A 25,133-nucleotide genomic window follows, 5' to 3' on the forward strand; every position below is an offset into this window, starting at 1 on the left:
CGCTCCGCGTCACTGGACGCGGAGCGTCCCTAGAGGCATTCCCACGCAGAGCGTGGGAACGATCGGTGCTCAAAGCTGTGCCAATGCCACCCGCAACCGCGCCGCACTCGCCCGCGGACAATTCAACTGAACCTGCTCAAGCCCCAGCCAATCCGCCATTCGCCGCAGATTGACCGCCAACGCTAGCATCCCTTCGTCATCCAGCCCCGGCTCTTCCTCATGCACCGCGTGCACCGCCAGCCTGCCCTGCGCCCGTTCGGCGCGCAGATCCACCCGCGCGGCAATCCGTTCATTGTGCAAAAACGGCAATACGTAGTAGCCGTAGACCCGCTTGTCCTGCGGCGTATAGATCTCCAACCGATAGCGAAAATCGAACAGGCGCTCGGTACGACTGCGCTCCCAGATCAGTGAATCGAAGGGTGAAAGCAAGGCGCTGGCTTCGACCTTGCGCGGCACTTTCGGATCAGGCAGACAATAGGCCGGTTGCCGCCAGCCCTGGACTTCACAGCCCAGCAATTCACCCGCCTCCACCAGTTCCGCCAAGCGCGGACGGGCATCACCGGGACTCAGGCGAAAGTAATCGCGCAGGTCTTTTTCTGTTCCGACGCCCAACGCTGTCGCGGCATGCAGCAACAGGCCGCGCTGAGCCTCGGCCTCGCTCAGCAGCGGCTGCGCAAGAATCGCCGAGGGAATTACCCGCTCCGGCAGATCATAAAGCCGCTCGAACCCACGCCGCCCGGCCACAGTCACTTCTCCGGCGGCGAACAACCATTCCAGCGCATGCTTTTCTGCGCTCCAGTCCCACCAGGGCCCTGCCCGTTCCTGACGGGTCGACAGGCTTCCGGCACCCAGCGCACCCAGCTCCTGAACCGAGGCCAGCACCCGGCGAATCGTGTCCTGCTGCTCACGTCCGAAACGCGCCAGTTGCTGATAGATATCTTCGCCACGGGTCGCGCGCAGCATGCGCCAGCGCATCAACGGATACATCGCCAAGGGCAGCAACGAGGCTTCGTGCCCCCAATACTCGAAGAGCGTGCGCCGCCGGCCCGAACTCCAGGCAGCCTGGTCGAGCAAGTCGGGGGAGTAATTGCCGAGGCGGGAAAACAAGGGAAGGTAGTGCGAACGCACCAATGCATTGACCGAATCGATCTGCAGAATGCCCAGCCGCTCGATCAGACGATTGAGCTGCACCGGTTTGATCGCCGCTGGCGGCTGGCGCCCGTTGAACCCTTGGGCGGCCAGCGCCAGACGCCGAGCCTGTTTGATGGAAAAGGACAGTGTTGCGCGCATGAGCATCTCCTTGTCTGCTCGCAACCTACCCCACCGGAAGATGGTTTGTGTAGTTGTGTATGACTCATTTGTGCATCGGGTCATCCCAGAACGGGCGGATGGCCTCGTGCTCGACATCCGCACGACTCAGCCCGATGTCCTTCAACGCTTCATCACTCATGCCCGCCAACATTTCACGTTCACGGTGCAGTTCGTACCAGCGATTGAATTTGTGCAGCAAATCAGAGATCAGGTGCACCGAGTGTTTTTCTACGCCGACATAACCTTTTTGACCTTTCATCTTGTTGCCCTCCGTTTGGATGGCTCAAGTGTCACGCCAGGGCTAAGATCAATCCAACGAATGTTTCTTATGTAATACATCTCGGAGATTGATGAATGTCTGCCTACCCGACTATCGATACCGACGTGCTGCGCACCTTTGTCGCCATCGCCGATCAGGGCGGTTTTACCCGCGCCGGTGAGTTGGTCAACCGCACCCAGTCCGCCGTGAGCATGCAGATGAAGCGACTGGAAGAGGACGTGGTGCAGCGTCAATTGTTCCAGCGTGACGGACGGCAGGTGCGGCTGACGGCGGAGGGACAGGTATTGCTCGGCTATGCCCGGCGCATCCTCAAGTTGCACAGCGAGGTGTTCAATACGCTGCGCGAGCCGCACATGGTCGGCATGGTGCGCATCGGCACGCCCGACGATTACGTGATGCGTTTTTTACCGGGGATTCTGCGGCGGTTTGCCCAGACGTATCCGCTGATCCAGATCGAGGTGCACTGCGAATCATCAAAACAATTGCTGCTGCGCCAGGACCTCGACTTGACCATCGTCACCCGCGAGCCGGGCAACGAAATCGGCCAGTTACTGCGCAAGGAGCATTTTGTCTGGGCCGAGGCACAGTGTTTCAGCGCCCATGAGCAAACACCGTTGCCACTGGCGATGTTCAACAGTGATTGCTTCTGCCGCATATGGGCCTGCAATGCGCTGGACGCCATGGGTTGCGATTATCGCGTGGCGTACAACAGCGACAGCCTGTCGGCGATCATGGCGGTAGTCAGTGCCGGACTGGCTGTCACTGCGCAACTGGAAAGCCTGATCACCCCCGACATGCGCATTCTCGGTGAAGCCGAAGGCCTGCCAATCCTGCCCGAAGCCAGCATCATGCTGGTGCGCAACCTGCACAATCCATCGCCGATCACTGAATGCCTGGCCGAACACATCGTCGAAGGTTTCAAACTTTAAAGGAGAGCATCACCGCACAGAACACCAAAAACCCACAGAACAACCCGCGCAGCAGTCGCTCTGGCAGTGCGTGGGCAATCCTCACACCCCAACTGATACTCATCAGCCCGCCAACCGCCAAAGGCAGGCCGATCATCCAGTCGACCTGATGATGCACCGCGTAAGTCACCAGCGTGACGCCAGTACTTGGCAGCGCCAGCGCTAGGGACAACCCCTGGGCAACCACCTGACTGGTGCCGAACAGACTGGTCAGCACTGGCGTTGCCACCACCGCCCCGCCCACGCCAAACAACCCGCCCATGGTGCCGGAGGCGGCGCCGAGCACGCCCAGCCATGGCCATGAGTAATTCATCTGCGCCGACACGGGCGCGTTGGCGTAGAACATTCGCATCAGGTTGTAGGCCGACAGAGCAATCAGGAACGCGACAAACCCGATGCGCATGGTTTGTGCATCGATGCCCACTGCCCAGATCGAACCGATCCAGGCAAAACAGAACCCCATCGAGGCCAATGGCAGCGCGTGGCGCAATTCAATGCGATTACGCTGGTGGTAACGCCACAGCGCCAGCATCACGTTGGGCACCACCATGACCAGCGCCGTGCCCTGGGCAATCTGCTGATCGAGGCCAAACAACACGCCCAGCAACGGGATCGCAATCAAACCACCGCCAATGCCGAACAACCCACCGAGGGTTCCCAGAGCGGCGCCAAACACCAGGTACATCAAAAACTCAATCACAGGCGATTTTCCCTTCACGTCAGGCTATTCATCCTACGCAGTCGGCGCTGGCGGGGAAACGCACAGCAACGCACAATGGCTGTGCCAACTTCGCACAAGCGCTGACACCACCATGAACCCTGATCAATTGACCGAACAGCTGGGTCTGTTCCTCGACGTGCTGGAAACCGGCAGTTTTTCCGCCGCTTCCCGCCGTCATCCACTGACCCCTTCAGCCGTGGCCCGGCGCATCGACAGCCTGGAAAACGCCGTCGGCAGCCAGTTGTTCATTCGCAGCACCCACGCCGTGCGCGCCACCCCGGCGGGTTTGGCATTTGCCGAGCGCGCCCGACGGATCGTGGCTGAACTGCGGCTGGCTCGGGCTGAGGCAGTATCCTTGAGCAGCGCACCGGAAGGCTTGATTCGGATCGATGCACCGGCGGCCTTCGGACGGCGGCATCTGGCGCCGGTGATTGCCGACTTTCTGATGCTCTACCCCGGCCTCGACGTGCAGTTGCACCTGATCGACAGTTTCGTCGACATGCAGGGTTTGAATCTGGGCAAGGTCGATCTGGTGCTGCGCGCCGGGCAAATGGCCGATACCCGGCTGGTGGCCACGCCGCTGGCGAGCATGGTGCGCATCGCCTGCGCCAGCCCGGAGTATTTGCAACGGCGTGGTGTGCCGACCGATCCGGCGCAACTGACTGAGCATGATGGCCTCGACTGGGATGGCCTGGCTCCGCCGTTCGCCTGGCGCTTCGAACGCGACGGGCAGATGCACTTGCACCGCCCGGCGCGCATCCGCATGGGTGCCAACAATGCCGAGGCGTTGGTCTGCGGCGCATTGGCCGGGCTGGGTATCGCACACTTGCCCACCTGGTTGACCAGCGAATACCTCTTACGCGGTGAACTGCTTCCGCTGTTCTGTGAACACGGCCTGCCACCACCGGAAACCACCGGCATTTATGCCTTGCGCCTTGAGCAACAACCCAATCCCCGTAGCCGCCTGTTGCTGGAATACCTGAAAACCCGTTTCAGCCCGATCCCGCCGTGGGATCTGGCCCTGCAAAGCACCCTCGACCGGCACTAGGCTAGAATTGTCTGGTGCATTAAAGATTCGCCCGCTAGATTTATGACGATCACTGATCAAGGCTTCGAAATGACCACCGAGCGCGATACCCCGGATAACTGCGACGACCTGCTGCTGGATAATCAGGCCTGCTTCGCCCTGCACTCCACCTCGCTGCTGATGACCAAGGTCTACAAGCCGCTGTTGCAAGCACTGGGCCTGACCTATCCGCAATACCTGGCGATGATGGTGTTGTGGGAACAGGACGGTTTGACCGTAGGCGAAATCAGCACGCGCCTGCTGACCGATCCCGGCTCACTGACGCCTTTGCTCAAACGCCTGGAAGCCGAAGGTTTACTCAGCCGCACCCGCAGTCGTGAAGACGAACGGGTGGTGATTGTCGAACTTACCGAACAGGGTCGTGCCTTGCGAGAGCAGGCGCAGGGCATTCCCCAGTGCATCCTCGGCGCCAGCGGGATGACCCTGGAGAGGCTGCAGAAACTGCAAGCGGAGCTGCAAGCGCTGCGCAGTAATCTGCAGAACAGTCTCTAACCTCCAAACCACCACAAATCCCCCTGTGGGAGTGAGCCTGATCGCGATAGCGGTAGGTCAGTCAAGGTTGAAGTGACTGATCCACCGCTATCGCGAGCAGGCTCACTCCTACAGGGGATGGGTGGTGTGCTTCAAATCCTATTCGTCATCCAGTCAAAAAAATTTCTTACTGAAAATCCTGCCGCGACCGCTCTAGCTCAATACATCCAAGCAGCGCCCATTTCTTAAACCAATATCTCTTCGAAAATTTATCTTGCGCGCTAAATATTTGCGCGATACATTCATTTCGCGCTTACTTAGCGCGCAAACATTTAGCGCAAAACATCAAACCCGAATGAGGCTCACACCATGCAAACTCTCTACACCGCTATCGCAACGTCCACCGGCGGCCGTGACGGTCGTGCGGTTTCCAGCGACAACATCCTCGACGTCAAACTCGCCACGCCCAAAGAACTCGGTGGTGCCGGCGGCGCAGCGACCAACCCTGAGCAACTGTTCGCAGCCGGTTACTCCGCCTGCTTCATCGGCGCGCTGAAATTCGTCGCCAGCCAGACCAAACGCAAAATCCCGGACGACGCTTCGATCACCGCCCATGTCGGCATCGGCCAGATCCCTGGCGGTTTCGGCCTGGACATCGACCTGCACGTCAGCTTGCCGGGTCTTGAACAAGCCGATGCACAAAGCCTGGTCGACGCTGCACACCAGGTCTGCCCGTACTCCAACGCCACCCGTGGCAACGTCGATGTGCGTTTGCACGTCACCGTCTAACCGCTAATTCCCAGGCCCGAACAAGGAAACGAACATGCGCACTTTCAGTAAAGTCTTGACCGGTACCCTTCTCGCCTTGTCCATCCACAGCGCGTTCGCGGACGACGGGGTTGAACACAACACCCAAGCGTTCCTCGATGTTCTGAACGCCGGCACCGGCAAACCGATGGAACAACTCACCCCTGAAGCAGCACGCGCGGTGCTGGTCGGCGCGCAGGCTGGGGTGAAACTGACGCTGCCAAAAGCCGATGTCAGCGAGAAGACCATTCAAGTTGACGGCCAGCCGCTCAGCCTGACCATCGTTCGACCGGCCGGGGTCAAAGGTGAGCTGCCAGTGTTCATGTTCTTCCACGGCGGCGGCTGGGTGCTGGGGGATTTCCCGACCCACGAGCGTCTGGTTCGGGACCTGGTTGCCGGTTCGGGGGCGGTGGCGGTGTTCGTCAATTACACGCCTTCGCCGGAAGCGCATTACCCGGTGGCGATCAATCAGGCTTACGCCGCAACCCGATGGGTGGCTGAGCACGGTAAAGAGATCAACGTCGACGGCAAACGTCTGGCCGTGGTCGGTAACAGCGTCGGCGGCAACATGGCAGCAGTGGTTGCGCTGATGGCCAAAGACAAGGGCACGCCGGCGATCAGGTTCCAGGCGCTGCTGTGGCCGGTGACTGACGCCAGCTTCGAAACGGCGTCCTACAACCAGTTTGCGGAGGGGCACTTCCTCACCAAAAACATGATGAAGTGGTTCTGGGACAACTACACCACCGACGCCAAACAGCGTAGCGAGATCTATGCCTCGCCGTTGCGGGCGACGACTGCTCAACTCAAGGGCCTGCCACCCGCGCTGGTGCAGACGGCGAGCGCCGATGTCCTGCGCGATGAGGGTGAAGCCTACGCTCGCAAACTCGACGAAGCCGGGGTGCCGGTTACGTCGGTTCGTTACAACGGCATGATCCACGACTACGGCTTGCTCAATGTGGTGAGCCAGGTGCCTGCGGTGCGTTCAGCGATGCTTCAAGCGTCCGAAGAGCTCAAGCAACACCTGAAGTAAGCGCATTTCAAATGGGTTCATTGTTGAACCTGAAATGCGCTCACAAAAAAGCCCGACTCAATGGTCGGGCTTTTCATTCCTGAAGCAGTGCTTATTTAGCACGGCCTTTGTAGGAACCGCCTTCGCGGGTATCGATCTCGATCATGTCGCCGATTTCGATGAAGTCAGCAACCGACAACTCGGTACCGTTCTTCAGTTTGGCAGGCTTCATCACCTTGCCGGAAGTGTCGCCGCGAGCGGAACCTTCGGTGTAGTCAACCTGACGCACGATAGTGGTCGGCAGTTCTACGGAAACCAGACGCTCTTCGAAGAAGATCGCTTCGCAAACATCGGTCATGCCTTCTTCAACGAAAGGCAGAACGGCTTCGATGTCTTCAGCGTTCAGTTCGTACATGGTGTAGTCGGTAGTGTCCATGAACGTGTAGGAGTCGCCGCTGATGAAGGACAGGGTCGCTTCTTTACGGTCGAGGATTACGTCGTCCAGTTTGTCGTCGGCGCTGTAAACGATCTCGGTCTTGTAACCGGTCAGCAGGTTTTTCAGCTTGGTCTTCATGATCGCGCTGTTACGACCCGACTTGGTGAATTCAGCTTTCTGAACCAGCCAAGGATCGTTTTCGAGACGGATAACCATCCCGGGTTTCAGTTCTTTACCAGTTTTCATTGCGAGTATCCGAATTTGGATGGGGTTTACAAAAATCTAGGCCGCGTATCATATCCAATTTAGGTAAAACTGTACCAGCGCTGCGGCAAGATCGGCCTGCAAAGCCTGTTCCAGACACCACGCTTCGGCGTGTTTTTGCAGTTCTGGCCAGTGCTTGCGGGTTAATTGCCAGTGCACGCTCATATTGTCACCCGCATTCCACGCTCGCCAAAGACCGCTGATCGCCTCGCGGGCAGGCTCGGACAAGCCTTTGGTGTACAGCGCGAGGAAGGCGTCGAGCTTGTCCAGATGGATGTCTTCGTCCTGCTGATAGATGTGCCAAAGCAGTGGCCGGCCAGCCCATTGGGCGCGGACAAAGGAATCCTCACCGCGCACGGCATTGAAATCGCAGCACCAGAGCAGGTGATCGTATTGATCCTGTCGGACGAACGGCAGCACTTGCACGGTCAATTCACCACGCACATGCACCGCGCCGGCCACCAGACCGTCCACCCCGAGCCAACGTTCGACATCCCCAAGAATCCGGCCTTCGGGCACCAGCAGATGAGTGGGCGTCGAGTCGCCAGCCATTGCCTCGAGCCAGCTGGCCAGCCCTTTATTTTCGTAGGCAAACAGCGAGATCAACTGCGCACCTTGCGCAGGATCGATCCCCAAGCCTTGGAGGAATTCTCGCTGAGCCTCGGGGTTTTGCTGAAACTGCTGACGCCGCTCAAGCAATCCGCTTTCACGCAACAAGCCACCGGTGCCCTTTTGAAACCCCGGGAAGAAGAAGAATTTTTGTACGCTCTTGTACTTCACCGACGGCAAGCCGTGGCAGCCGACGACCCAGTCCTCGGCACTCAGGTAGTCGAGATTCATCCACAGCGGCGGTTTTTCCCGCTCGGCCATGGCCTCCATGTAGGCACTCGGCAACTGGCAGGCGAACGCTGCAATCACCACGTCAGCGGCTTCAGTGGGCCGCCAGTCGGGCGTCCACTGACACACCTCGACGCCCTCCTGCCATTGCTGTGAGGCATTAATGTCGATGTCCGGGCACAAACGCTCGAAGGCCCGCAAATCATCGACCCACAAGCGCACCGCCACCGAATGTTCGGCCACCAGTTGTCGGGCCAGACGCCAGGTCACGCCGATGTCACCAAAGTTGTCGACCACGGCGCAAAAAATATCCCAGCGCCAGCAGTTTTTTACTTGAGGCATTTCAGGCATTCCAGGCTCCCGTTGGCAAAGGCGCCGATTGTCCTCATAAATTACCCCGTGCAGAAGAGCCGACGGCGATTAATCTTCATGCGACAATCGCCACTCGCCCGCGACCACCCGCCAGGAGGCAGCCATGCCCAACCGTCCCAATCCGCGCCGCCCGCTGCTGATCCAGCTCAGCGCCTTGCAACTGACGGGCAGCATTGCCCTGGGAATGTGGCTGGGGTTTATCGCGATCGCGCTGACATGCTGGCTCGCCTCTCGACTGTTGTTCAGCGAACAACTGGCGCCCGTGGCTGAAGCCGTGCAGCAACTGGCCAAACCACCGGTGGTGGCGCAACCGGTGCCGGACATTCCACCGCAGAGCCCGCTGTTCGAACAGTACGAAGAAAACCTGCGCAAGAACGAGCAGCAGCAACGTATGGATCAGGCTCGCAGCACCGGACGCAATCTGTCCAACCCGAAATGCCAGTTCTGGTTGCAGCAGGACCAGACTGCGCCGAGCGAAAAAAGCCGCGCCAACGTCCTGCAATTCTGCGATTGATCAAGAAGCTCTTTATGCACAAGCCGACCGTCCACCAACTGATTCTCGACAAGCTGCGGATCGACCTCGACATCGCCGAGCGTGCCGCACAGACCGCTTACGAAACCGCGACGCACGAAGAAAACATCGCTGAGAACAAGTACGACACACTGGGTCTGGAGGCGTCTTACCTGGCAGCCGGGCAAGCCAAACGCGTTGAGGAAATCCGGCACTCGCTGACACTTTGCCAGAACCTGACGCTGCGGCCTTACGACGATCAGCGTGGCATCGAAGTGGGCGCCCTGCTCGGCCTGGAAGATGAAAAGGGTCGTGAGCAATGGTTGTTTCTGGCGCCTGACGCGGCGGGTTTGAAAGTCGACGTGGTGGGGCAATGGATTACCGTCATCACCCCTCGCTCACCGCTGGGCAAGAGCCTGCTGGGCAAGTTCGAAGGGGATGAGGTGGAGATTCTGGTGGCGGGTGCTCGGCAACAGTTTTCTGTTACCGAGGTAGTCTGACGCGGGAGATTAATGGACCGGCAATTCGACGCCGTCGAACAGCTCTTCCAGTTCCTGTTTGTTGTGGCACTGGATCGCCTTGGCCATGACTTCGCGGGTCAGGTGCGGGGCGAACTTCTCGATGAAGTCGCACATGAAGCCACGCAGGAACGTGCCGCGGCGGAAACCGATTTTAGTAATGCTGGATTCGAACAAGTCGCTAGCATCAAGCATGACCAGGTCGCTATCGAGTTTGGCATCGACCGCCATCTTCGCCACGATACCTACGCCCAGACCCAGGCGAACATACGTCTTGATCACGTCGGCGTCGGCGGCGGTGAACACCACTTTCGGCGTCAGGCCGCGATGGCTGAACGCTTCGTCGAGCTTCGAACGGCCGGTGAAACCGAACACGTACGTCACGATCGGGTATTCGGCCAGGGCTTCCAGGGTCAGCTTCGACAGTTTGGTCAGCGGGTGGCCCTGAGGCACGACCACGCAACGGTTCCAGCGATAGCACGGCATCATCACCAGATCACCGAACAGCTCCAGCGCTTCGGTGGCGATGGCGAAATCGACGGTGCCGTCCGCGGCCATTTCAGCGATCTGCATCGGCGAACCCTGGTGCATGTGCAGGGCAACGTCCGGGTATTGCTTGATGAAGTTGCTGATCACCGGGGGCAACGCATAACGCGCCTGGGTGTGCGTAGTGGCAATCGACAGGGTGCCTTTCTTCTCGTTGGAGAATTCCTGGGCGATCTGCTTGATGCTTTCAACCTTGCGCAGGATTTCGCCGGCGGTGGTGATAATGCGCTCGCCAGCCGGGGTGACGCGGGTCAGATGCTTGCCGCTGCGAGCGAATACCTCGACCCCCAATTCGTCTTCCAGCAGACGGATCTGCTTGCTGATGCCCGGTTGCGACGTGTAAAGGCTTTGGGCTGTAGCGGAAACGTTGAGGTCGTGGTGCGCCACTTCCCAGATGTAGCGCAGTTGTTGAAGCTTCATATGAATCCCTCAAAGCAGGTAGACGCCACGGGCATCAGCGACGGTATATAACTATATTAATGGTTTGAAGAATAAATCTAGAACTTTTTTATCAAACTGCCACTATTCGTATTCTGGTGTCGTGCCCGTGAATGCGAGGCAGGAACATTACCGATCCCCTTGCCGACGACGTTCCACCAGCGGCACCAGATAGACCGGTACCCGAGACAGTTGCAACACCCGCGCCGCAGTCCGACCCAAAGGCGTTTCCGCGCCAGCACCATGGCTATGACTACCTACGATCAACAAATCCACGGAGAGTTTCTGCGCCTGGTCGAGAATCACCTGTGACGGATCGCCCTGAAGCACCCGTACTGCTTTGATCCGCTCCAGGTCCTGCTCCCCTTCGTCCCCTAGCTCTTCACGAAAGCTGTCGAGTACCCGGTGCTCGATATTAGTGATCACTGTATTCAGGCCCTGACTGTGAAACTCGTTCAACGACTGCTCATCGAGGTAACTCTGAAGCACCGACTCGGCGAACAGCCCCATCGGTTCAACGGCATGCACCACGTAGAGATCGGCATTGAATGTGCGCGCCAGCGCCAAGGCATGCTGCATGACCAAAGGCGCGTACAAGCCGAGGTCAGTGGCGTACAGCATCGAATGAATCATATGACCTCCTCGAGTGCCGACATGGCGGAGATTGATTCAGCTTAGCAGTGCCTTGGCGAGTGCGGCGTTTCGCGTAACGCATTGAACCGTGGGCTTAAACCTTTTGCTCGTTGCTTATGCCGTGCGGCACGTGTCCGGTGGCGACCACCTCGCGGGCCAACTCGCAATGACCGGCCTGATCATCGAAAAACACATCGGCGGCAAAGGCTTCGAGAAACGCTGACTTGGTCAGGCCGCCGAGAAACAGCGACTCGTCCAAACGAATGTCCCATTCGCGCAAGGTACGGATCACTCGCTCATGGGCCGGCGCCGACCGCGCGGTCACCAGTGCGGTGCGGATCGGACAGGCGTCTTCCGGGAACTCCCGTTGCAGCAAATTCAGGGCGGCGAGGAAGCCTTTGAACGGCCCGCCGCGCAGGGGCTCGCGGGCAGCCTCACGCTCGCTGGCCTGAAACGCTTCCAGGCCGCCGGACTGATAGACGCGCTCCGATTCGTCGGAAAACAGCACCGCGTCACCATCGAAAGCAATGCGCAGTTCATCACTGGCCGCACGGCTGGCGCCACCCGACAGAATGGTCGCCGCGGCGAACCCGGCATCCAGCGCACTGCGCACGTCTTCGGCATGCGTCGAGAGAAACAGGTCACAGCCGAAGGCCTTGAGGTACGGATAAGGACTGCGTCCGCCGACAAACGCCGCGCGGGAAATCGCCAGGCCATAGTGGTGGATCGAGTTGAAAACCCGCAGGCCGGTGTCGGCACTGTTACGCGACACCAGGATCACCTCGACCCGGGCGCGGCCAAGGCTGGCGTTCAAGTTAAGGAGTTTCTGTACCAAGGGAAATGCATCACCGGGCTCAAGGATTTCGTCTTCGTGTTCGATCTGATATTGCCGATAGGCTTCGACGCCGCTCGACAGATAGACCTTGTGGCTTTCGCTCAGGTCGAACAGCGCACGCGAAGAAATCGCCAGCACCAGTTTGTCGTCGATAGTCTTTGCCATGCCCTTCCCCCTCAGGTTGATCGACTCAGGTGTTACGTCGATCGATAAAACTCAAACTGCGATACAAGGCTTCGATTCGCGGCAACTCGCACCCTGCAGCCTTGGCTGCCGCCAGTGGCCGGGCGTAAATGGCCTCCAGCTCAAGCGGTCGTTTGTGCAGAAAGTCGTGGTACATGCTCGGCCAATAGTCCGGCATTTTCTCGGTCATCATGAACAGATGATCGGCATAACCGGCCGGTACGTCGTGACCGCAGGCGATTGCTCCCTGAACCACTTCAGCCATCAGCGCCTTGATCAGTTCCCGACTGTCGGCATCGGCCATCAACGGCGTGGTGCTGGCCTCGTGCAGCACCGACAGACCGTTGTAAGGGATATTCCAGACCAGTTTTTGCCAGCGCGCCTGATGCAGGTTCGCCATGGCCTGGGAGTCGATGCCGGCGGCGCGGAACAGTCCGGCGCCCTCCTCGACAATCGCCATGCGCGCCTGCTGGTCGGTTGCTGGGCCGCTGTGATAGCCGACATTGACCGCGCCGAGCGCCTGATGAGTGATGACGCCTGGTCCGTCGCGATGGACGCAGATATAGCAGAGCCCACCGAGCACGTGCAGCGAATCGGGAAGCAACGCTCGCAGACTGTCTTCAACGTCCAGGCCATTTTGCATCAGCAGCACTTTGGCATTCGGTGCTGCGGCTTGAATGATTGTCGGTGCCAGTTGGGCGTTGTTGGTGGTTTTCGCGCCCACCAGCAACCAGTCACAGGGCGGCATGTCTTCGGCACTCGAATACGCCTGAACCGGATTCAATGTCAGCGCGCCGTGCACTGCACTGTTGAGCCGCAATCCGCGCTCGGCCACCGCCGAAAACTCACTGCGCAACAGAAAATGCACATCGAAACCGGCACGCGCCAGCATCAATCCGTAAAAACCGCCGATCGCACCGGTGCCGATAATACCGATTGTCGGTTTGGTCACTGCCCCCATCATGGCAACTCCTCTGCAATTCGACTCAACGCCTGAGCCACGGCTACATTGAGCTCCGTGCGGGTCAGGCGCGATTTTAATGCCCCGAAAAATTCGCCGTCGCGCACCACAAACAGCGCAGGCAAATAGAAAACCTGGTAACGCTCGACCACCCCGCCATTGTTCCCGGCATCGATCCAGCACAGCCGATCGACATCCAGATCGAGTCGCGGCAATTGCTCACGGGCAAAACGGCAACTGGCGCAGCCGACGCTGGTGAAAATGACCAGCGACACACCGCTCATCGCCAGCAGCCGTTGGTCGGCGTCGAAATCAGTCAGTTCCGATTCGACCACTATACTGGGTGGAACAATGTCAGATGGCCGACACATGGAGTCCGTGTTCATGGGACGTTTTATTCCTCACCCTGACGATGTGCCCGTCGAATTAACGTTGCTCAAACCTGAGTGTATTTCACGGCAACAGCTGCACACTATCAGCCTCGGGGGCATGGCTTGCAATTATCACCGGGCGTGGCGCCACGGTACGGCGCTGGAAGTTCGCATGCCGACGTTGAACCCCGACATGCGTTTTCTGGGCTATGTAGCCTGGTGCCTGCGACGAAAACGCGGTTATCTGGTAGGCATCGCCTTCGTTGACGAACAGATGATGTTCAGTGCCCGGATGGGCGAGCAGGTGTGCCAGATCGAACGTTACTGCCGACTGCATGATGCGCATCACGATCTGCAGGAGATGCAGGCCCTGGCCCTCGAATGGGTCCAGGAACATGCCGAAGAGTTCTCTCACGACACGGTTCGCAAGGCATTTGCACAGGTCCTGCTGGATTAGCAGGAGCATTCTCAATTAGCTTTCCCCGCGAAAACTAATTGAGAATGCCCCTTAAACCGGTGTCTGCCCATTGTCGAGCCACGGTGTAACGCGCTAAGGTTCTGCTCCCCGACGCGCTTAATTTGCTGTGCTCCGCCGCGCGGGTTCGCTGGCGGCCGGCACCCGTGACCTGACGAGTAAACGATGGCTGATTTACCGATCAACGACCTAAACGTCGCTTCCAACGAGACGCTGATCACTCCCGATCAGCTCAAGCGTGATATCCCTCTGAGCGACGCTGCCCTGCGCACCGTCACCAAGGGCCGCGAAGTCATTCGCAATATTCTTGATGGCACCGACCACCGCCTGTTTGTTGTCATCGGGCCTTGCTCGATCCACGACATCAAGGCTGCCCACGAATACGCCGAGCGCCTGAAAGCGCTTGCGGCTGAAGTGTCCGATACCCTGTATCTGGTCATGCGCGTGTATTTCGAGAAGCCACGCACCACCGTCGGCTGGAAAGGTTTGATCAACGATCCGTACCTGGACGACTCCTTCAAGATTCAGGACGGTCTGCACATCGGTCGTCAATTGTTGCTGGACCTGGCCGAAATGGGCCTGCCGACCGCAACTGAAGCCCTCGACCCGATCTCCCCGCAGTACTTGCAGGACCTGATCAGCTGGTCGGCCATCGGTGCGCGCACCACAGAATCCCAAACCCACCGTGAAATGGCCTCCGGCCTGTCCTCGGCAGTCGGCTTCAAGAACGGCACCGACGGCGGCTTGACGGTCGCTATCAACGCCCTGCAATCGGTTTCCAGCCCTCACCGCTTCCTGGGTATCAACCAGGAAGGTGGCGTGTCGATCGTCACCACCAAGGGCAATGCCTACGGTCACGTGGTACTGCGCGGTGGCAACGGCAAGCCGAACTACGATTCGGTCAGCGTCGCACTCTGCGAGCAAGCGCTGAACAAAGCGAAGATAAAGCCGAACATCATGGTCGATTGCAGCCACGCCAACTCCAACAAGGACCCGGCCTTGCAACCGCTGGTGATGGAGAACGTCGCCAACCAGATTCTCGAAGGCAACCAGTCGATCATCGGCCTGATGGTCGAAAGTCACCTGAACTGGGGCTGCCAGGCGATCCCGAAAGACCTCGCCGACCTGCAATACGGCGTGTCGATCACCGATGCCTGCATCGACTGGACCGCCACCGAAAACACCTTGCGCAGCATGCATGCCAAGCTCAAGGATGTGCTGCCAAAACGCGATCGCAGCTGATCACTTTTCGCCGTACAAAAAAACGCCGGGCTTAACCCGGCGTTTTTTATGCGTTCGATTCTTTGAAAGGTTACTGGCTCAGCTTGGCTGCATGCCGCTGGTGGCGCTCCATGTAGCGTTCCACGTAGGAACACGATGGAATGACGGTGTAACCCATTTCCTCAGCGTACTCCAACGCCTTCTCGGTCAAGGCTGCCGCAATGCCGCGGCCACGCAGCGCGTTGGGCACGAAGGTGCGATAGATATCCAGGGTCTGTTTCCCCAGATCCATATAGGTCAGGTAGGCACGATGACCGTCCACATTGGTCTCGAACTGATGACCAGCCTGGTCATGGTGGATGGACAACGCCTCGCTCATCACTACTCCTCGCGGGTCTGGAATTCTGACCCCTACCTTACCGATGTTTTTCCGGCGAAGGAACATCTACGCCACCCCGTGCCTGAATGGACACCGAGAAGAACTGCACCCATCTCGCGCAACCGAGCACATATCAAATAGTAGGCACCATTGGCAGAAATGCTCAAGGTACGCTCGTCATCACGCTAAGTGCGGGGGGTACTGCTCCGGGTTACGCAGAGACGGCTCGACCAAGATCTCTGAAGATCGACAGCCTGAACATTGCCGGATGTTGAGACTTAAGACGAGCGCCCTTTGTTAAAGTCACCTCAACATGGAGAAAGATATGAGAGACGCCACGCAAAATCCGTACAAAAGTGTGGACGAATCCATCTAGACAGACTTTAGCCAAGATTCGGAAAAGAGCCGTGGCGCCGGAACTTTTCTTCGGCGGCTCGCTCAGCTCGGGCCTCCCAGCTGGGTATTTTTTAAACAATGCAGTTAAAAGTTGCTCGAAAAAGAATCAACGCCTACAATTTTTTTGGCTTCTTGCTTTACGTCAGTTTACTTACGACAAGTAATGGGTAGTATGTACGCCGGCTATTTCCTCACTCTGAGGAGACAGCTAACTTAATAGAAAGTCCTTGAAGGGGAACACGATGAACAACGTTCTGAAATTCTCTGCTCTGGCTCTGGCCGCAGTTCTGGCTACCGGTTGCAGCAGCGTATCGAAAGAAACCGAAGCACGTCTGACCGCTACTGAAGACGCAGCTGCTCGCTCCCAGGCTCGTGCAGACGAAGCTTACCGTAAAGCTGATGAAGCTCTGGCTGCTGCTCAAAAAGCACAACAGACTGCTGACGAAGCTAACGAGCGTGCACTGCGCATGCTGGACAAAGCTAGCCGCAAGTAATAGTCCTTCGGGATTGTTATCAAGCCGACCCATTTTTTGGGTCGGCTTTTTTATTGCCCGCTATTTCATACCGGCAATAAAAAACCCGCCGAGGCAGTCAGCACCGGCGGGTTCCTTTCATTGCATTACTGCAGCGGGTCGATCGGCGCAGTCGTCACCATCGGCGCCGAGGCATTCGGCACTCCGATTTCCACCGGCAAACCATCTTCGGCCGCAACCACGTCGCGGACCACATCCCAGTCCATGCGCAGGTTGTTGGTGATGTCCTCACGCTTGAGCATCGCGTTGATCACCGCGGTGTGCTTGTCGACCACAGAGGGATTGCCCTTGTCGTCCAGCGGCGTGTGTGCTTCCAGGTACACCTTGCCGCCACTGACACCGAACTTGTACGGGTCGCTGATAATGCGCACCGACGTGCCTACCGGCACCATGCTCGCCATTTCCAGCACGTTGTTGTTGAACATGCGGAAGCAACCGTGGCTGGTGCGCATGCCGATGCCGAACTTCTTGTTCGAACCGTGGATCAGGTAGCCCGGCGTGCCTAACGTGAACTTGAACGGCCCCAGAGGGTTGTCCGGGCCGGCCGGCACCACGTTCGGCAACGGGTCGCCATCGGCGGCGTGCTCGGCCTTGATCGACGCTGGAGGGGTCCAGGTCGGGTTCGGCGTCTTGGCGATGATGCTGGTATGGGCAATCGGCGAGCCCCAGCCTTCACGGCCGATACCCAGCGGGAAGGTGTACACCACGTTCCGGCCTTTGGGGAAGTAATAGAGGCGGTACTCGGCCAGGTTGATGACGATGCCTTCACGCGGGCCAGGTGGCAGGATGAAACGCGTCGGCAGCACCACTTCGGTGCCAGCGCCCGGCAGCCATGGATCGACGCCTGGGTTGGCCGCGACCATTTCCGAATAGCCCAGATCGTAGGTGGTACCAAGGTCGGCGAAGGTATCTTCGTACTTGGCCTTGATCACCTGGACCTGACCGATGATGTCTTCACCGGGCGGTGGCAGGGGCAGCTCCAATGCTGCTACGGGACCCGCCACACAGAGGGCGGCGAGAGACAGGTAGCGGGTGACGGCAGGAAAGCGCGGCAACATCCGGAAAATCCTTCGCATGATCGACAAGGGTATAAAAACGGGATTGTACACCGGCATCTGGAAATTCGGGGAGTTGACCGATAGCAAGCAATCTATCGGATTCTAAAGCTCGAAACGCAGTTCCGGCCAGATCGGCGAGGTGCCGCGTTTTTGCGATTCCAGAATGGCCCGGCACAGCGAGCACAGACGCTGGTCCTGGAACACACGGCGATCGACGCTCGACCAGCGCGGTTGTGCTGGCAACAGGCTGCCGCACAAGGTCCGGTCCGCCGAGCCGCCCAACTCCAGCTGACGGGTCACCAGATGTACCCGCACTTCCTGGCAGGCAAACAGATCCAGCTGTTCGTCAGGCTCGATCAGTTGGTAGGCAAAAAGTGACCAGGCAGGACGCGGCATCGGGGGCTCCAAATCGGGGGCGCCACCTTAGCCGAAACACCGCCGCTAGAAAAGCGTCAAAGCAGCGGTTTCAGTGTAGGCCAGACATTTTCCAGCAACTTGCCCTGAGCCCCGACAGTCGGGTGCAGGCCGTCGGCTTGCATCAAGTCTGGATGACCGCCTACGCCGTCGAGAAAAAACGGCACCAGGGGGATCTTTTTCTCCTCGGCCAACGTGCTGTAGACCTTCGCGAAGGCCTCGGTATAACGAACGCCGTAGTTGGGTGGCAATTGCATGCCGAGTAGCAGCACCTTGGCGCCACTGGCGCGGGAGCTGTCGATCATTGCTGCAAGGTTTTGTTGCAATTGTGTTGGCAGCAATCCGCGCAGGCCATCGTTACCGCCCAACTCGAGGATTACCAACTCAGGCTTATGCTCTGCAAGCAGCGCGGGCAGGCGCGCCCGGCCTCCGGCACTGGTGTCGCCGCCAATGGACGCATTGACTACCTTATCGTCGAAACCTTCGCGCTGGAGCCGGTCCTCAAGCAGGGATACCCATCCCAACCGGGTATCCAGCCCGAAACCCGCGCTGATACTATCGCCAACGATCAGGACAGTACCCGCCGCTGCGCTCTGGGCCATGCACATCAAGGCCAGGCCAGCACTCAAAAACCACACACGCATCGGATTCTCCATGGGCGCAAGCATTCTCACCGCGAAGAACCTCAGCAAAGTGGTTCCCAGCGCGGAAGGTGAACTGACTATCCTGCACGAACTGAGCCTGAAACTGAACAAGGGCGACAGTCTGGCCATCGTCGGTGCCTCCGGTTCGGGCAAATCCACCCTTTTGGGCCTGCTCGCCGGTCTCGATCTGCCGAGCAGCGGTGAAGTCACGCTCGCGGGTCAAGCCCTGAGCAATCTCGATGAAGACCAACGGGCGCGCATCCGCGCCGAGCACGTGGGTTTTGTCTTTCAATCATTCCAGTTGCTGGACAGCCTCAACGCTCTCGAAAACGTGATGCTGCCGCTGGAACTCGATGGGCGCAAGGACGCCCGTGCGCGCGCCACCGAACTGCTGCAACGCGTCGGACTGGGCCAACGCCTGACCCATTCGCCCCGCCAGCTCTCCGGCGGGGAACAACAGCGCGTGGCGATTGCCCGAGCCTTTGCCGCCGAGCCCGATGTGCTGTTTGCCGACGAACCCACCGGCAACCTCGACAGCCATACCGGCGAGCGCATCAGCGATCTGCTGTTCGAGCTCAATCAGGAACGTGGCACGACCCTGGTGCTGGTGACCCACGATGAACGCCTGGCACATCGCTGCCGACGCCTGATCCGCCTTGACGCCGGCCTGCTCGTCCCGCCCCTGGAGGTTTAATGGCACGCCTGCCGCTGTTGCGCCTGTTCAGTCTTGCCATCCGCCAACTGCTGCGCGATGCCCGCGCCGGTGAGTTGCGCGTGTTGTTCTTTGCCTTGCTGGTGGCTGTGGCGGCGAGTACCGCCATCGGCTACTTCGGCGCCCGTCTGAACGGCGCCATGATGCTGCGTGCCACCGAGTTTCTCGGTGCCGACTTGCTGCTTGAAGGCAGCTCTCCCGCACGACCCGAACAGATAAAAAGCGGCACGGAGCTGGGCCTCGAACACGCTCAAGTGGTGGAATTTTCCAGCGTCATCGCCACTGACAATGGTATTCAGCTGTCCAGCATCAAGGCGGCCGACGACGTCTATCCACTGCGCGGCGAACTGAAAAGCGCCCCAGAGCCCTTCGCCCCGGAAGAACCCGGTGGCGGACCGAAACCCGGTGAGGCCTGGGTCGAAGCGCGACTGTTGACTGCGCTGGACCTGAAGATCGGAGACAGCATCGACGTCGGCATGCGCACTCTCAAACTGGCGCGATTGCTGACCTATGAGCCGGACCGCGCCGGTAATTTCTACAGCCTGACGCCACGAGTACTGATCAACCTCAACGACCTCGCCGCGACCGGCGTGGTGCAACCCGGCAGCCGGGTCAGTTACCGCGAACTCTGGCGCGGTAAAGCCGAGGCGCTGGAAACCTATCGTCAATTGATCAAACCCGGCCTGGCCGCCAACCAGCGTTTGCAGGATGCCCGCGATGGTAACCGACAGATCGGCGGCGCCTTGGGCAAGGCCGAGCGCTACTTGAACATGGCCAGCCTGGTGGCGGTTCTGCTGTCCGGTGTGGCGGTGGCGTTGTCGGCGACACGCTTCGCTACCCGCCGATTCGATGCCAGTGCATTGCTGCGTTGCCTGGGTTTGTCCCGACGGGAAACCATGGTGCTGTTCAGTTTGCAACTGACGGTACTAGGGCTACTCGCCAGTTTCTGCGGCGCCCTCATCGGCTGGTTCGCGCAGTTGGGACTGTTCGCGCTGCTGCATGATTTATTACCGACCGACGTTCCACCGGGCGGTCTGTTTCCCGCTATTGCCGGGATTGGCACCGGATTGGTCGCGCTGGCAGGGTTTGCCTTGCCACCACTGGCGGCACTGGGTCGGGTTCCGCCATTGCGGGTGTTGCGTCGGGACATGTTGCCGATCCCTTCCAGCACCTGGATGGTGTACGGCGCGGCATTGGGCGCTCTTGGGCTGATCATGTGGCGTCTGAGCCTGGATCTGCTGCTGACGTTCGCCCTGCTTGGTGGTGGCGTGATCGCAGCGCTGATCCTTGGCGGCTTGTTGTTGCTGCTCCTGAAGAGTCTGCGCCGAATGCTGGCGCGCGCCTCTTTGCCGTGGCGCCTCGGGCTGGGCCAATTGCTGCGTCATCCACTGGCAGCCGCGGGGCAATCCCTGGCCTTCGGTTTGATTCTGCTGTCGATGGCTTTGATTGCATTGCTGCGTGGCGAGTTGCTGGACACCTGGCAGAACCAGCTACCGAAAAACGCGCCCAATTATTTCGCGCTGAACATCCTGCCGGCGGACAAACAGGCGTTTACCGATCGCCTGATCGAACTGTCGGCACAATCGGCGCCGCTCTATCCGGTGGTACCTGGACGGCTGATCAGCGTCAACGGCGAGCCGGTTCAGGAAATCGTCAGCAAGGACTCGGCCGGCGACCGAGCGATCCAGCGCGACCTGAGCCTGACCTGGGCCGCGGATTTGCCGACGGGCAACAAACTCACTGCGGGTAACTGGTGGGCCGAACAGACGCCGGACGACATTCCCGGCGTATCGGTGGAAGGCAAAGTCGCCGAAAGCCTGAAGCTCAAGCTCGGCGATCACATGGTGTTTACCGTGGGTGGCGTCAATCGCGAAGCAAAAGTCACCAGCCTGCGGGAGGTCAACTGGGACAACTTCCAGCCTAACTTCTTCATGATCTTCCAGCCCGGCACACTGAAGGATCTGCCGGCGACCTACCTGACCAGTTTCTATCTGGCGGCCGGTCATGATCAGCAGATCGTGGATCTGTCCCGGGCGTTTCCCGCGGTAACCATCTTGCAAGTCGAAGCCTTGCTCGAACAGCTGCGCAGCATCCTCGCCCAAGTAACTCTGGCGGTGGAATACGTGCTGTTGTTCGTGTTGGCCGCGGGGATGGCGGTGTTGTTTTCAGGCTTGCAGGCGACGCTCGATGAACGCATTCGCCAAGGCGCCTTGTTGCGAGCGCTAGGGGCCGAGCGCCAACTGTTGGTCAAGGCCCGGCGGATTGAATTCGGTTTGCTTGGAGCGGTCAGCGGGTTGTTGGCAGCGCTGGGTTCGGAACTGGTAAGTATGGTGCTCTACCGCTACGCCTTCGACCTGCCGTGGCACCCCCATCCGTGGTTATTGGTGCTGCCACTGATCGGTGCGGTGCTGATCGGGGGAGCCGGTGTGTTTGGTACGCGCCGTGCGCTGAACGCCAGCCCCCTGACAGTCTTGCGCGAGGGTTGATAGACTCAAGCTCTCTCTATCACAAGAAGTTGCCATGAGCCGTTATCGCCCTCCCCGCCCCGCTGGCACCGCGCTGATCACCCCCGAAGGTGAAGCGCGGATGCGGGCCGAGTTTCATGAGCTCTGGCATGTTCGGCGGCCGCAGGTGACACAGTCAGTCAGCGAGGCCGCGGCACAGGGCGATCGCTCGGAAAACGCCGAATACACCTACGGCAAAAAGATGCTGCGCGAGATCGACAGTCGAGTGCGCTTTCTCACCAAACGGCTGGAAGCGCTCAAAGTCGTCAGCGAAAAACCGAGCGATCCGAACAAGGTTTATTTTGGCGCCTGGGTCACAATCGAAGACGAGGACGGCAAAGAGTCGCGCTACCGTATCGTCGGGCCGGATGAACTGGATTTGAAACTGGGCCTGATCAGCATCGATTCGCCGCTGGCCCGCGCCCTGATCGGCAAGGCGCTGGACGCCGAGGTTCGGGTTCAGACACCGACCGGTGAACAGTGCGTCTATATCGTGGCTATCGATTATCTTTGAGCCGCAGCACTCTGAACCTCAACGGCGGGTAATCAGCCCCTGTCGGGCAACGCGAGTCAGTTGCTTGATCACTTCGGGTGCGTCCTCGAGGCTGGGCGATTGAATCACCGCCAGATCGAAACTGTCGCTGGCAAATCGAGCCAGCGATTCACCCTCTTCGACAAACTGGATCAGGAAGGCCGCAGGCCCACCGGTGCGACGCGGCCAGCCATCGAGATAACGCAAGAGTGTCGGCTGATGTTTGCCGCCAAGCAGGATTTTTGGATTGCGCTGGGTGAGGTGTGCCGTGATCGGCGCGGGGCGTATAACAGGGCTTAGTGCATTCATTGTGTCGTGTCTCTGCCTCAAAAGTCTGCATGGCAGGTGAGAGGCAACACCGAACCAGCGCTTTAGCGGTATTTCGAAGCCTGTTTCAAGCTTCTATCGGCAACTGAATGAGTCACCTGGCGCCCCGCAAGTAGCTGTTTAAATCGGCGCATGGGCAGCATCCTAGAGAAGCTGACCGGACAGTGTCAAGAATGACGAGCAACAAAAAGGCCCGCGCAATGCGGGCCTTTTCATTGAGCCAGAGCGGTCAGCCGGCGATAGCGCGGTCAGCCGAGAGCTTGCCGGCGCCTTCGATCAGCACCGCGATGCTGCCGCCGAGTAGCGCCAGGGCAAATTCATAACCGTTGTTGGCCATGAACAGACCGTTAGGAAGGTGCACCGAGAAGATTGCCACCAGCGAGAGAAAGGTCAGGCCGAAGGCCGCTGGGCGAACCAGCAAGCCAATGATCAATGCCAGGCCGGCGAAGAACTCGGTACCACCGGCCAGCGTCGCCATCAGATAGCCCGGCGCCAGGCCGATGCTTTCCATGTATTGCGCGGTGCCCGCCAGACCGTAACCACCGAACGCCCCAAAGAGTTTCTGTGAGCCGTGGGCAGCGAAGATGATGCCGACGAAAATCCGCAAGACAGTCAGGCCGTAGCCGGCGCGGGTAAACATTACCTTGTTGATCAGTGTGCTCATGCTGTGTCATCCGTTGTCAGTGTGTGTTGGTTGGCCGCTATATTAATCAGTAAATCACATGTTAAAAGCGCAATTAATCCGCCATAACAATCAGTTTATTCGATTATTTGCGTGAGGCAACTTTCTGCCCCTGGGGCTCCAACGACTCCCGCTCCCGATCGAACGCCAGGTAATACTTGTTCACGCTATTAACATAGCTGACGGCGCCCATTCCCACCTGTTCCATGGCGATGCGTTCAACCTGGAAGAACCACTGATTGGGATTCAAACCACGCCGACGAGCCTCGGCACGCATGCCCTGAACCCGTTCCGGCCCCATGTTGTAGGCCGCGAGCACGAACGCCATGCGCTCGCGCTCGTTGAGTTTGGGGCTGGCAAAGAACTTGCGACGAATCATCGCCAGGTACTTCGCACCGGCCTGCACATTGGCATCGAGATTCTGAATGTTGTCGACCCCCACCCGTTGGGCGGCGGACGGGGTGATCTGCATCAGGCCGGTAGGACCGCTGCCGCTGCGGGCATTGGGTTGCAGGGCCGATTCCTTGAACGCCAGGGCCGCCAGATTCAACCAATCCATGCCTTGGGCTTCGGCGTGTTTTTGCAGCACCGGTCGAAGTTTCTCGAGGCGCTGTCGATCAGCTTTGGCCAATGGATAGTGCACTTGATACAAACGTCGATAGATCCGCAGGAACGCGGCATCCTGATCCGATGGTTTTTTGTAACCGGTCAGGAAGCGATCAATGCTCGCGCGCAACATTGAGGCGTCACGGCGCACGAACCAGAACTCTTCGCCCGGCTCACTGATGAGTACCTGCCGATCGAAGCGCAACTTGGGCAGGATCTTGCCCCAGCGTTCGGCAATGGGTTGCTCGACGATCGTCAGGTGAAAGATTCCCCCCTGAACCATCTCCAGTACATCCTCGACCGCCAGACTGGGATCGACCCACTCGATGGTCACCGGTGGCAGTTTGAGCAACGCGAGCTTTTGATTGATCTGGCTGACCGCGTCCCCGGCGGCACTGCCGGTGGGCAACGCCAGGGTTTTGCCAGAGAGTTGTTCGAGACGGGTGTAACGTCGCTCGCCTTTGATCCCGACCAATATCAACGGGATGTTGCTGGCAATCGGTTCACTGGTGCTGACCGCGTGGCCCGGTTGCAGGTCCAGCAGCTCCCCCGGCGCGACCAGATCACCCTCGCCGCGCTGCAACGCACCGATCAGTTGATCCTTGCCCTTGGGAATGATCTTGAGGGTAATTTCCTGACCGTCACGGGCGTGACCGTTGAGGTATTGCTCGAAGGCTCGCAAGCGGTGGTATTCAACACCGATGGCCTGGCCCTGGACTTCGCCGGAGCTGTTGCGGCTCTGGTTGACCAGCACCCGCAACACCCGACTGCTGCGAATTTCCGCCAAGTCGCGGACTTTCGCCGCAGGCACGGCTTGCAGCGGCCCGGCCAGACGCGCAACTGCCGGCATCGGCAGCAGCAACGAACAACACAGCAGTAGCAAAACCGAGGGACGTGTCATCCACTCTCCAGAAAGAATACTGGGCCGATTTCAAGAATTTTCATGAAATCGAACGACAGAAACAGAGCACCGTGAGCGCTGGCAAAGTGCGAAAGACTGGCGCAGTGATGGCACCACGGCCACCCTGACCTGTCTCGCGGCATCAAGAGACAGCTTTAACTCATTGTAGTTCTTGGCTTTTCTTATAAAT

General features: G+C 59.1%; 30 protein-coding genes. 13 read left to right on the forward strand and 17 right to left on the reverse strand.

What is annotated here, in order from left to right:
• Positions 1 to 69: 69 nt before the first annotated feature.
• Both AC3WP4_RS23310 and AC3WP4_RS23315 read right to left on the reverse strand, forming a co-directional pair.
• The gene (locus AC3WP4_RS23310; RefSeq protein ID WP_074878331.1) at positions 70 to 1,290 is read right to left on the reverse strand and encodes a winged helix-turn-helix domain-containing protein; all 1,221 of its coding nucleotides are present in this window, start codon (positions 1,288 to 1,290) and stop codon (positions 70 to 72) included.
• Between the two features lie 64 nt (positions 1,291 to 1,354).
• On the reverse strand, positions 1,355 to 1,570 hold the full coding sequence (locus tag AC3WP4_RS23315; protein WP_102616308.1) for a DUF1127 domain-containing protein: 216 nt from the start codon (positions 1,568 to 1,570) through the stop codon (positions 1,355 to 1,357).
• Between the two features lie 95 nt (positions 1,571 to 1,665).
• On the opposite strand from AC3WP4_RS23315, the gene AC3WP4_RS23320 reads away from it, so the two are divergent.
• Complete coding sequence (locus AC3WP4_RS23320; RefSeq protein ID WP_102616309.1) at positions 1,666 to 2,520, forward strand: LysR family transcriptional regulator; 855 nt, start codon at positions 1,666 to 1,668, stop codon at positions 2,518 to 2,520.
• Here AC3WP4_RS23320 and AC3WP4_RS23325 read toward each other — a convergent pair.
• Positions 2,510 to 3,259, reverse strand: a complete 750-nt coding sequence (locus AC3WP4_RS23325) for a sulfite exporter TauE/SafE family protein (protein ID WP_102616310.1) — start codon at positions 3,257 to 3,259, stop codon at positions 2,510 to 2,512. The two genes, AC3WP4_RS23320 and AC3WP4_RS23325, sit on opposite strands and share 11 nt — an antisense overlap.
• A gap of 112 nt (positions 3,260 to 3,371) precedes the next feature.
• Between AC3WP4_RS23325 and AC3WP4_RS23330 the strand changes: the two genes are divergently transcribed.
• The 4 genes from AC3WP4_RS23330 (at position 3,372) to AC3WP4_RS23345 (ending at position 6,675) form a co-directional block, all read left to right on the forward strand.
• The gene (locus AC3WP4_RS23330; protein WP_074878339.1) at positions 3,372 to 4,328 is read left to right on the forward strand and encodes a LysR family transcriptional regulator; all 957 of its coding nucleotides are present in this window, start codon (positions 3,372 to 3,374) and stop codon (positions 4,326 to 4,328) included.
• A 69-nt stretch (positions 4,329 to 4,397) separates the two neighbouring features.
• Positions 4,398 to 4,859: a MarR family winged helix-turn-helix transcriptional regulator gene (locus AC3WP4_RS23335; RefSeq protein WP_102616330.1), complete on the forward strand. Its 462-nt coding sequence runs from the start codon at positions 4,398 to 4,400 to the stop codon at positions 4,857 to 4,859.
• A 348-nt stretch (positions 4,860 to 5,207) separates the two neighbouring features.
• Positions 5,208 to 5,627, forward strand: a complete 420-nt coding sequence (locus tag AC3WP4_RS23340; protein ID WP_074878341.1) for an organic hydroperoxide resistance protein — start codon at positions 5,208 to 5,210, stop codon at positions 5,625 to 5,627.
• A 34-nt stretch (positions 5,628 to 5,661) separates the two neighbouring features.
• Positions 5,662 to 6,675: an alpha/beta hydrolase gene (locus tag AC3WP4_RS23345; protein WP_102616311.1), complete on the forward strand. Its 1,014-nt coding sequence runs from the start codon at positions 5,662 to 5,664 to the stop codon at positions 6,673 to 6,675.
• Positions 6,676 to 6,766: 91 nt separating this feature from the next.
• On the opposite strand, the gene AC3WP4_RS23350 is transcribed toward AC3WP4_RS23345, so the two are convergent.
• Positions 6,767 to 7,336, reverse strand: a complete 570-nt coding sequence (locus AC3WP4_RS23350) for an elongation factor P (RefSeq protein ID WP_007899917.1) — start codon at positions 7,334 to 7,336, stop codon at positions 6,767 to 6,769.
• 48 nt (positions 7,337 to 7,384) lie between these two features.
• Complete coding sequence (gene earP / locus AC3WP4_RS23355; RefSeq protein WP_102616312.1) at positions 7,385 to 8,542, reverse strand: elongation factor P maturation arginine rhamnosyltransferase EarP; 1,158 nt, start codon at positions 8,540 to 8,542, stop codon at positions 7,385 to 7,387.
• Between the two features lie 124 nt (positions 8,543 to 8,666).
• On the opposite strand from earP, the gene AC3WP4_RS23360 reads away from it, so the two are divergent.
• Positions 8,667 to 9,077 carry a hypothetical protein gene (locus AC3WP4_RS23360; protein ID WP_074878345.1) on the forward strand — a complete coding sequence of 137 codons (411 nt, stop codon included), beginning with the start codon at positions 8,667 to 8,669 and terminating at the stop codon, positions 9,075 to 9,077.
• 14 nt (positions 9,078 to 9,091) lie between these two features.
• Positions 9,092 to 9,574: a GreA/GreB family elongation factor gene (locus tag AC3WP4_RS23365; protein WP_102616313.1), complete on the forward strand. Its 483-nt coding sequence runs from the start codon at positions 9,092 to 9,094 to the stop codon at positions 9,572 to 9,574.
• Between the two features lie 9 nt (positions 9,575 to 9,583).
• Here AC3WP4_RS23365 and cysB read toward each other — a convergent pair whose 3' ends face one another.
• The 5 genes from cysB to AC3WP4_RS23390 all read right to left on the reverse strand — a co-directional run bounded on the left by cysB (position 9,584) and on the right by AC3WP4_RS23390 (position 13,574).
• The gene (gene cysB / locus AC3WP4_RS23370) at positions 9,584 to 10,558 is read right to left on the reverse strand and encodes an HTH-type transcriptional regulator CysB (RefSeq protein WP_008148549.1); all 975 of its coding nucleotides are present in this window, start codon (positions 10,556 to 10,558) and stop codon (positions 9,584 to 9,586) included.
• Between the two features lie 147 nt (positions 10,559 to 10,705).
• The gene (locus AC3WP4_RS23375) at positions 10,706 to 11,209 is read right to left on the reverse strand and encodes a universal stress protein (protein ID WP_102616314.1); all 504 of its coding nucleotides are present in this window, start codon (positions 11,207 to 11,209) and stop codon (positions 10,706 to 10,708) included.
• A 94-nt stretch (positions 11,210 to 11,303) separates the two neighbouring features.
• Positions 11,304 to 12,209 (reverse strand): 5'-nucleotidase, encoded by a 906-nt coding sequence (locus tag AC3WP4_RS23380; RefSeq protein WP_074878349.1) that lies wholly within the window; start codon positions 12,207 to 12,209, stop codon positions 11,304 to 11,306.
• Positions 12,210 to 12,234: 25 nt separating this feature from the next.
• Positions 12,235 to 13,191: a putative 2-dehydropantoate 2-reductase gene (locus AC3WP4_RS23385; protein WP_102616315.1), complete on the reverse strand. Its 957-nt coding sequence runs from the start codon at positions 13,189 to 13,191 to the stop codon at positions 12,235 to 12,237.
• On the reverse strand, positions 13,188 to 13,574 hold the full coding sequence (locus AC3WP4_RS23390) for a YbbN family protein (protein ID WP_102616316.1): 387 nt from the start codon (positions 13,572 to 13,574) through the stop codon (positions 13,188 to 13,190). The genes AC3WP4_RS23385 and AC3WP4_RS23390 overlap by 4 nt, the downstream gene beginning before the upstream one ends.
• On the opposite strand from AC3WP4_RS23390, the gene AC3WP4_RS23395 reads away from it, so the two are divergent.
• Both AC3WP4_RS23395 and AC3WP4_RS23400 read left to right on the forward strand, forming a co-directional pair.
• On the forward strand, positions 13,573 to 14,016 hold the full coding sequence (locus tag AC3WP4_RS23395; RefSeq protein ID WP_074878355.1) for a PilZ domain-containing protein: 444 nt from the start codon (positions 13,573 to 13,575) through the stop codon (positions 14,014 to 14,016). The two genes, AC3WP4_RS23390 and AC3WP4_RS23395, sit on opposite strands and share 2 nt — an antisense overlap.
• Before the next feature lie 183 nt (positions 14,017 to 14,199).
• Positions 14,200 to 15,276 carry a 3-deoxy-7-phosphoheptulonate synthase gene (locus AC3WP4_RS23400; RefSeq protein ID WP_007899930.1) on the forward strand — a complete coding sequence of 359 codons (1,077 nt, stop codon included), beginning with the start codon at positions 14,200 to 14,202 and terminating at the stop codon, positions 15,274 to 15,276.
• Between the two features lie 70 nt (positions 15,277 to 15,346).
• Here AC3WP4_RS23400 and AC3WP4_RS23405 read toward each other — a convergent pair whose 3' ends face one another.
• A complete protein-coding gene (locus AC3WP4_RS23405; RefSeq protein WP_008057026.1) occupies positions 15,347 to 15,634 on the reverse strand; it encodes a GNAT family N-acetyltransferase in 288 nt (95 codons plus the stop codon).
• A gap of 638 nt (positions 15,635 to 16,272) precedes the next feature.
• Here AC3WP4_RS23405 and oprI point away from each other — a divergent pair.
• Positions 16,273 to 16,524 (forward strand): outer membrane lipoprotei OprI, encoded by a 252-nt coding sequence (gene oprI, locus AC3WP4_RS23410; RefSeq protein ID WP_002553018.1) that lies wholly within the window; start codon positions 16,273 to 16,275, stop codon positions 16,522 to 16,524.
• Positions 16,525 to 16,649: 125 nt separating this feature from the next.
• Here the strand turns inward: oprI and AC3WP4_RS23415 are convergent, their stop codons facing one another.
• The 3 genes from AC3WP4_RS23415 to AC3WP4_RS23425 form a co-directional block, all read right to left on the reverse strand.
• Positions 16,650 to 17,621: a L,D-transpeptidase family protein gene (locus tag AC3WP4_RS23415; RefSeq protein ID WP_074878358.1), complete on the reverse strand. Its 972-nt coding sequence runs from the start codon at positions 17,619 to 17,621 to the stop codon at positions 16,650 to 16,652.
• Positions 17,622 to 17,723: 102 nt separating this feature from the next.
• A complete protein-coding gene (locus tag AC3WP4_RS23420) occupies positions 17,724 to 18,017 on the reverse strand; it encodes a hypothetical protein (protein WP_003226812.1) in 294 nt (97 codons plus the stop codon).
• A gap of 56 nt (positions 18,018 to 18,073) precedes the next feature.
• Complete coding sequence (locus AC3WP4_RS23425; RefSeq protein ID WP_102616317.1) at positions 18,074 to 18,679, reverse strand: arylesterase; 606 nt, start codon at positions 18,677 to 18,679, stop codon at positions 18,074 to 18,076.
• A 10-nt stretch (positions 18,680 to 18,689) separates the two neighbouring features.
• On the opposite strand from AC3WP4_RS23425, the gene AC3WP4_RS23430 reads away from it, so the two are divergent.
• Genes AC3WP4_RS23430 through greB form a run of 3 tightly spaced genes read left to right on the forward strand, consistent with a single transcriptional unit; the run spans position 18,690 to position 22,409 of the window.
• Positions 18,690 to 19,373 (forward strand): ABC transporter ATP-binding protein, encoded by a 684-nt coding sequence (locus AC3WP4_RS23430; protein WP_074878361.1) that lies wholly within the window; start codon positions 18,690 to 18,692, stop codon positions 19,371 to 19,373.
• Entirely contained in the window at positions 19,373 to 21,877 is a 2,505-nt protein-coding gene (locus tag AC3WP4_RS23435; protein WP_102616318.1) for an ABC transporter permease, read from the forward strand. Before AC3WP4_RS23430 ends, AC3WP4_RS23435 begins: the two co-directional genes overlap by 1 nt.
• A gap of 34 nt (positions 21,878 to 21,911) precedes the next feature.
• A complete protein-coding gene (gene greB / locus AC3WP4_RS23440) occupies positions 21,912 to 22,409 on the forward strand; it encodes a transcription elongation factor GreB (RefSeq protein ID WP_074878365.1) in 498 nt (165 codons plus the stop codon).
• An 18-nt stretch (positions 22,410 to 22,427) separates the two neighbouring features.
• On the opposite strand, the gene AC3WP4_RS23445 is transcribed toward greB, so the two are convergent.
• The 3 genes from AC3WP4_RS23445 to AC3WP4_RS23455 form a co-directional block, all read right to left on the reverse strand.
• Positions 22,428 to 22,736 (reverse strand): hypothetical protein, encoded by a 309-nt coding sequence (locus AC3WP4_RS23445; protein WP_046056997.1) that lies wholly within the window; start codon positions 22,734 to 22,736, stop codon positions 22,428 to 22,430.
• Between the two features lie 247 nt (positions 22,737 to 22,983).
• Positions 22,984 to 23,418: a DoxX family protein gene (locus tag AC3WP4_RS23450; RefSeq protein ID WP_074878368.1), complete on the reverse strand. Its 435-nt coding sequence runs from the start codon at positions 23,416 to 23,418 to the stop codon at positions 22,984 to 22,986.
• A 103-nt stretch (positions 23,419 to 23,521) separates the two neighbouring features.
• Positions 23,522 to 24,943 (reverse strand): MltF family protein, encoded by a 1,422-nt coding sequence (locus AC3WP4_RS23455; RefSeq protein WP_102616319.1) that lies wholly within the window; start codon positions 24,941 to 24,943, stop codon positions 23,522 to 23,524.
• Positions 24,944 to 25,133: the final 190 nt, after the last annotated feature.

This window comes from Pseudomonas sp. FW305-20 (assembly GCF_058788075.1).

Bases quoted from the DNA above. Each gene is read 5' to 3' on its own strand.
- AC3WP4_RS23310 (WP_074878331.1), bottom strand. From the start codon at position 1,290: ATGCGCGCAACACTGTCCTTTTCCATCAAACAGGCTCGGCGTCTGGCG.
- AC3WP4_RS23315 (WP_102616308.1), bottom strand. From the start codon at position 1,570: ATGAAAGGTCAAAAAGGTTATGTCGGCGTAGAAAAACACTCGGTGCAC.
- AC3WP4_RS23320 (WP_102616309.1), top strand. From the start codon at position 1,666: ATGTCTGCCTACCCGACTATCGATACCGACGTGCTGCGCACCTTTGTC.
- AC3WP4_RS23330 (WP_074878339.1), top strand. From the start codon at position 3,372: ATGAACCCTGATCAATTGACCGAACAGCTGGGTCTGTTCCTCGACGTG.
- AC3WP4_RS23335 (WP_102616330.1), top strand. From the start codon at position 4,398: ATGACCACCGAGCGCGATACCCCGGATAACTGCGACGACCTGCTGCTG.
- AC3WP4_RS23340 (WP_074878341.1), top strand. From the start codon at position 5,208: ATGCAAACTCTCTACACCGCTATCGCAACGTCCACCGGCGGCCGTGAC.
- AC3WP4_RS23345 (WP_102616311.1), top strand. From the start codon at position 5,662: ATGCGCACTTTCAGTAAAGTCTTGACCGGTACCCTTCTCGCCTTGTCC.
- AC3WP4_RS23350 (WP_007899917.1), bottom strand. From the start codon at position 7,336: ATGAAAACTGGTAAAGAACTGAAACCCGGGATGGTTATCCGTCTCGAA.
- earP (WP_102616312.1), bottom strand. From the start codon at position 8,542: ATGCCTGAAATGCCTCAAGTAAAAAACTGCTGGCGCTGGGATATTTTT.
- AC3WP4_RS23360 (WP_074878345.1), top strand. From the start codon at position 8,667: ATGCCCAACCGTCCCAATCCGCGCCGCCCGCTGCTGATCCAGCTCAGC.
- AC3WP4_RS23365 (WP_102616313.1), top strand. From the start codon at position 9,092: ATGCACAAGCCGACCGTCCACCAACTGATTCTCGACAAGCTGCGGATC.
- cysB (WP_008148549.1), bottom strand. From the start codon at position 10,558: ATGAAGCTTCAACAACTGCGCTACATCTGGGAAGTGGCGCACCACGAC.
- AC3WP4_RS23375 (WP_102616314.1), bottom strand. From the start codon at position 11,209: ATGATTCATTCGATGCTGTACGCCACTGACCTCGGCTTGTACGCGCCT.
- AC3WP4_RS23380 (WP_074878349.1), bottom strand. From the start codon at position 12,209: ATGGCAAAGACTATCGACGACAAACTGGTGCTGGCGATTTCTTCGCGT.
- AC3WP4_RS23385 (WP_102616315.1), bottom strand. From the start codon at position 13,191: ATGATGGGGGCAGTGACCAAACCGACAATCGGTATTATCGGCACCGGT.
- AC3WP4_RS23395 (WP_074878355.1), top strand. From the start codon at position 13,573: ATGGGACGTTTTATTCCTCACCCTGACGATGTGCCCGTCGAATTAACG.
- AC3WP4_RS23390 (WP_102616316.1), bottom strand. From the start codon at position 13,574: ATGAACACGGACTCCATGTGTCGGCCATCTGACATTGTTCCACCCAGT.
- AC3WP4_RS23400 (WP_007899930.1), top strand. From the start codon at position 14,200: ATGGCTGATTTACCGATCAACGACCTAAACGTCGCTTCCAACGAGACG.
- AC3WP4_RS23405 (WP_008057026.1), bottom strand. From the start codon at position 15,634: ATGAGCGAGGCGTTGTCCATCCACCATGACCAGGCTGGTCATCAGTTC.
- oprI (WP_002553018.1), top strand. From the start codon at position 16,273: ATGAACAACGTTCTGAAATTCTCTGCTCTGGCTCTGGCCGCAGTTCTG.
- AC3WP4_RS23415 (WP_074878358.1), bottom strand. From the start codon at position 17,621: ATGTTGCCGCGCTTTCCTGCCGTCACCCGCTACCTGTCTCTCGCCGCC.
- AC3WP4_RS23420 (WP_003226812.1), bottom strand. From the start codon at position 18,017: ATGCCGCGTCCTGCCTGGTCACTTTTTGCCTACCAACTGATCGAGCCT.
- AC3WP4_RS23425 (WP_102616317.1), bottom strand. From the start codon at position 18,679: ATGCGTGTGTGGTTTTTGAGTGCTGGCCTGGCCTTGATGTGCATGGCC.
- AC3WP4_RS23430 (WP_074878361.1), top strand. From the start codon at position 18,690: ATGGGCGCAAGCATTCTCACCGCGAAGAACCTCAGCAAAGTGGTTCCC.
- AC3WP4_RS23435 (WP_102616318.1), top strand. From the start codon at position 19,373: ATGGCACGCCTGCCGCTGTTGCGCCTGTTCAGTCTTGCCATCCGCCAA.
- greB (WP_074878365.1), top strand. From the start codon at position 21,912: ATGAGCCGTTATCGCCCTCCCCGCCCCGCTGGCACCGCGCTGATCACC.
- AC3WP4_RS23445 (WP_046056997.1), bottom strand. From the start codon at position 22,736: ATGAATGCACTAAGCCCTGTTATACGCCCCGCGCCGATCACGGCACAC.
- AC3WP4_RS23450 (WP_074878368.1), bottom strand. From the start codon at position 23,418: ATGAGCACACTGATCAACAAGGTAATGTTTACCCGCGCCGGCTACGGC.
- AC3WP4_RS23455 (WP_102616319.1), bottom strand. From the start codon at position 24,943: ATGACACGTCCCTCGGTTTTGCTACTGCTGTGTTGTTCGTTGCTGCTG.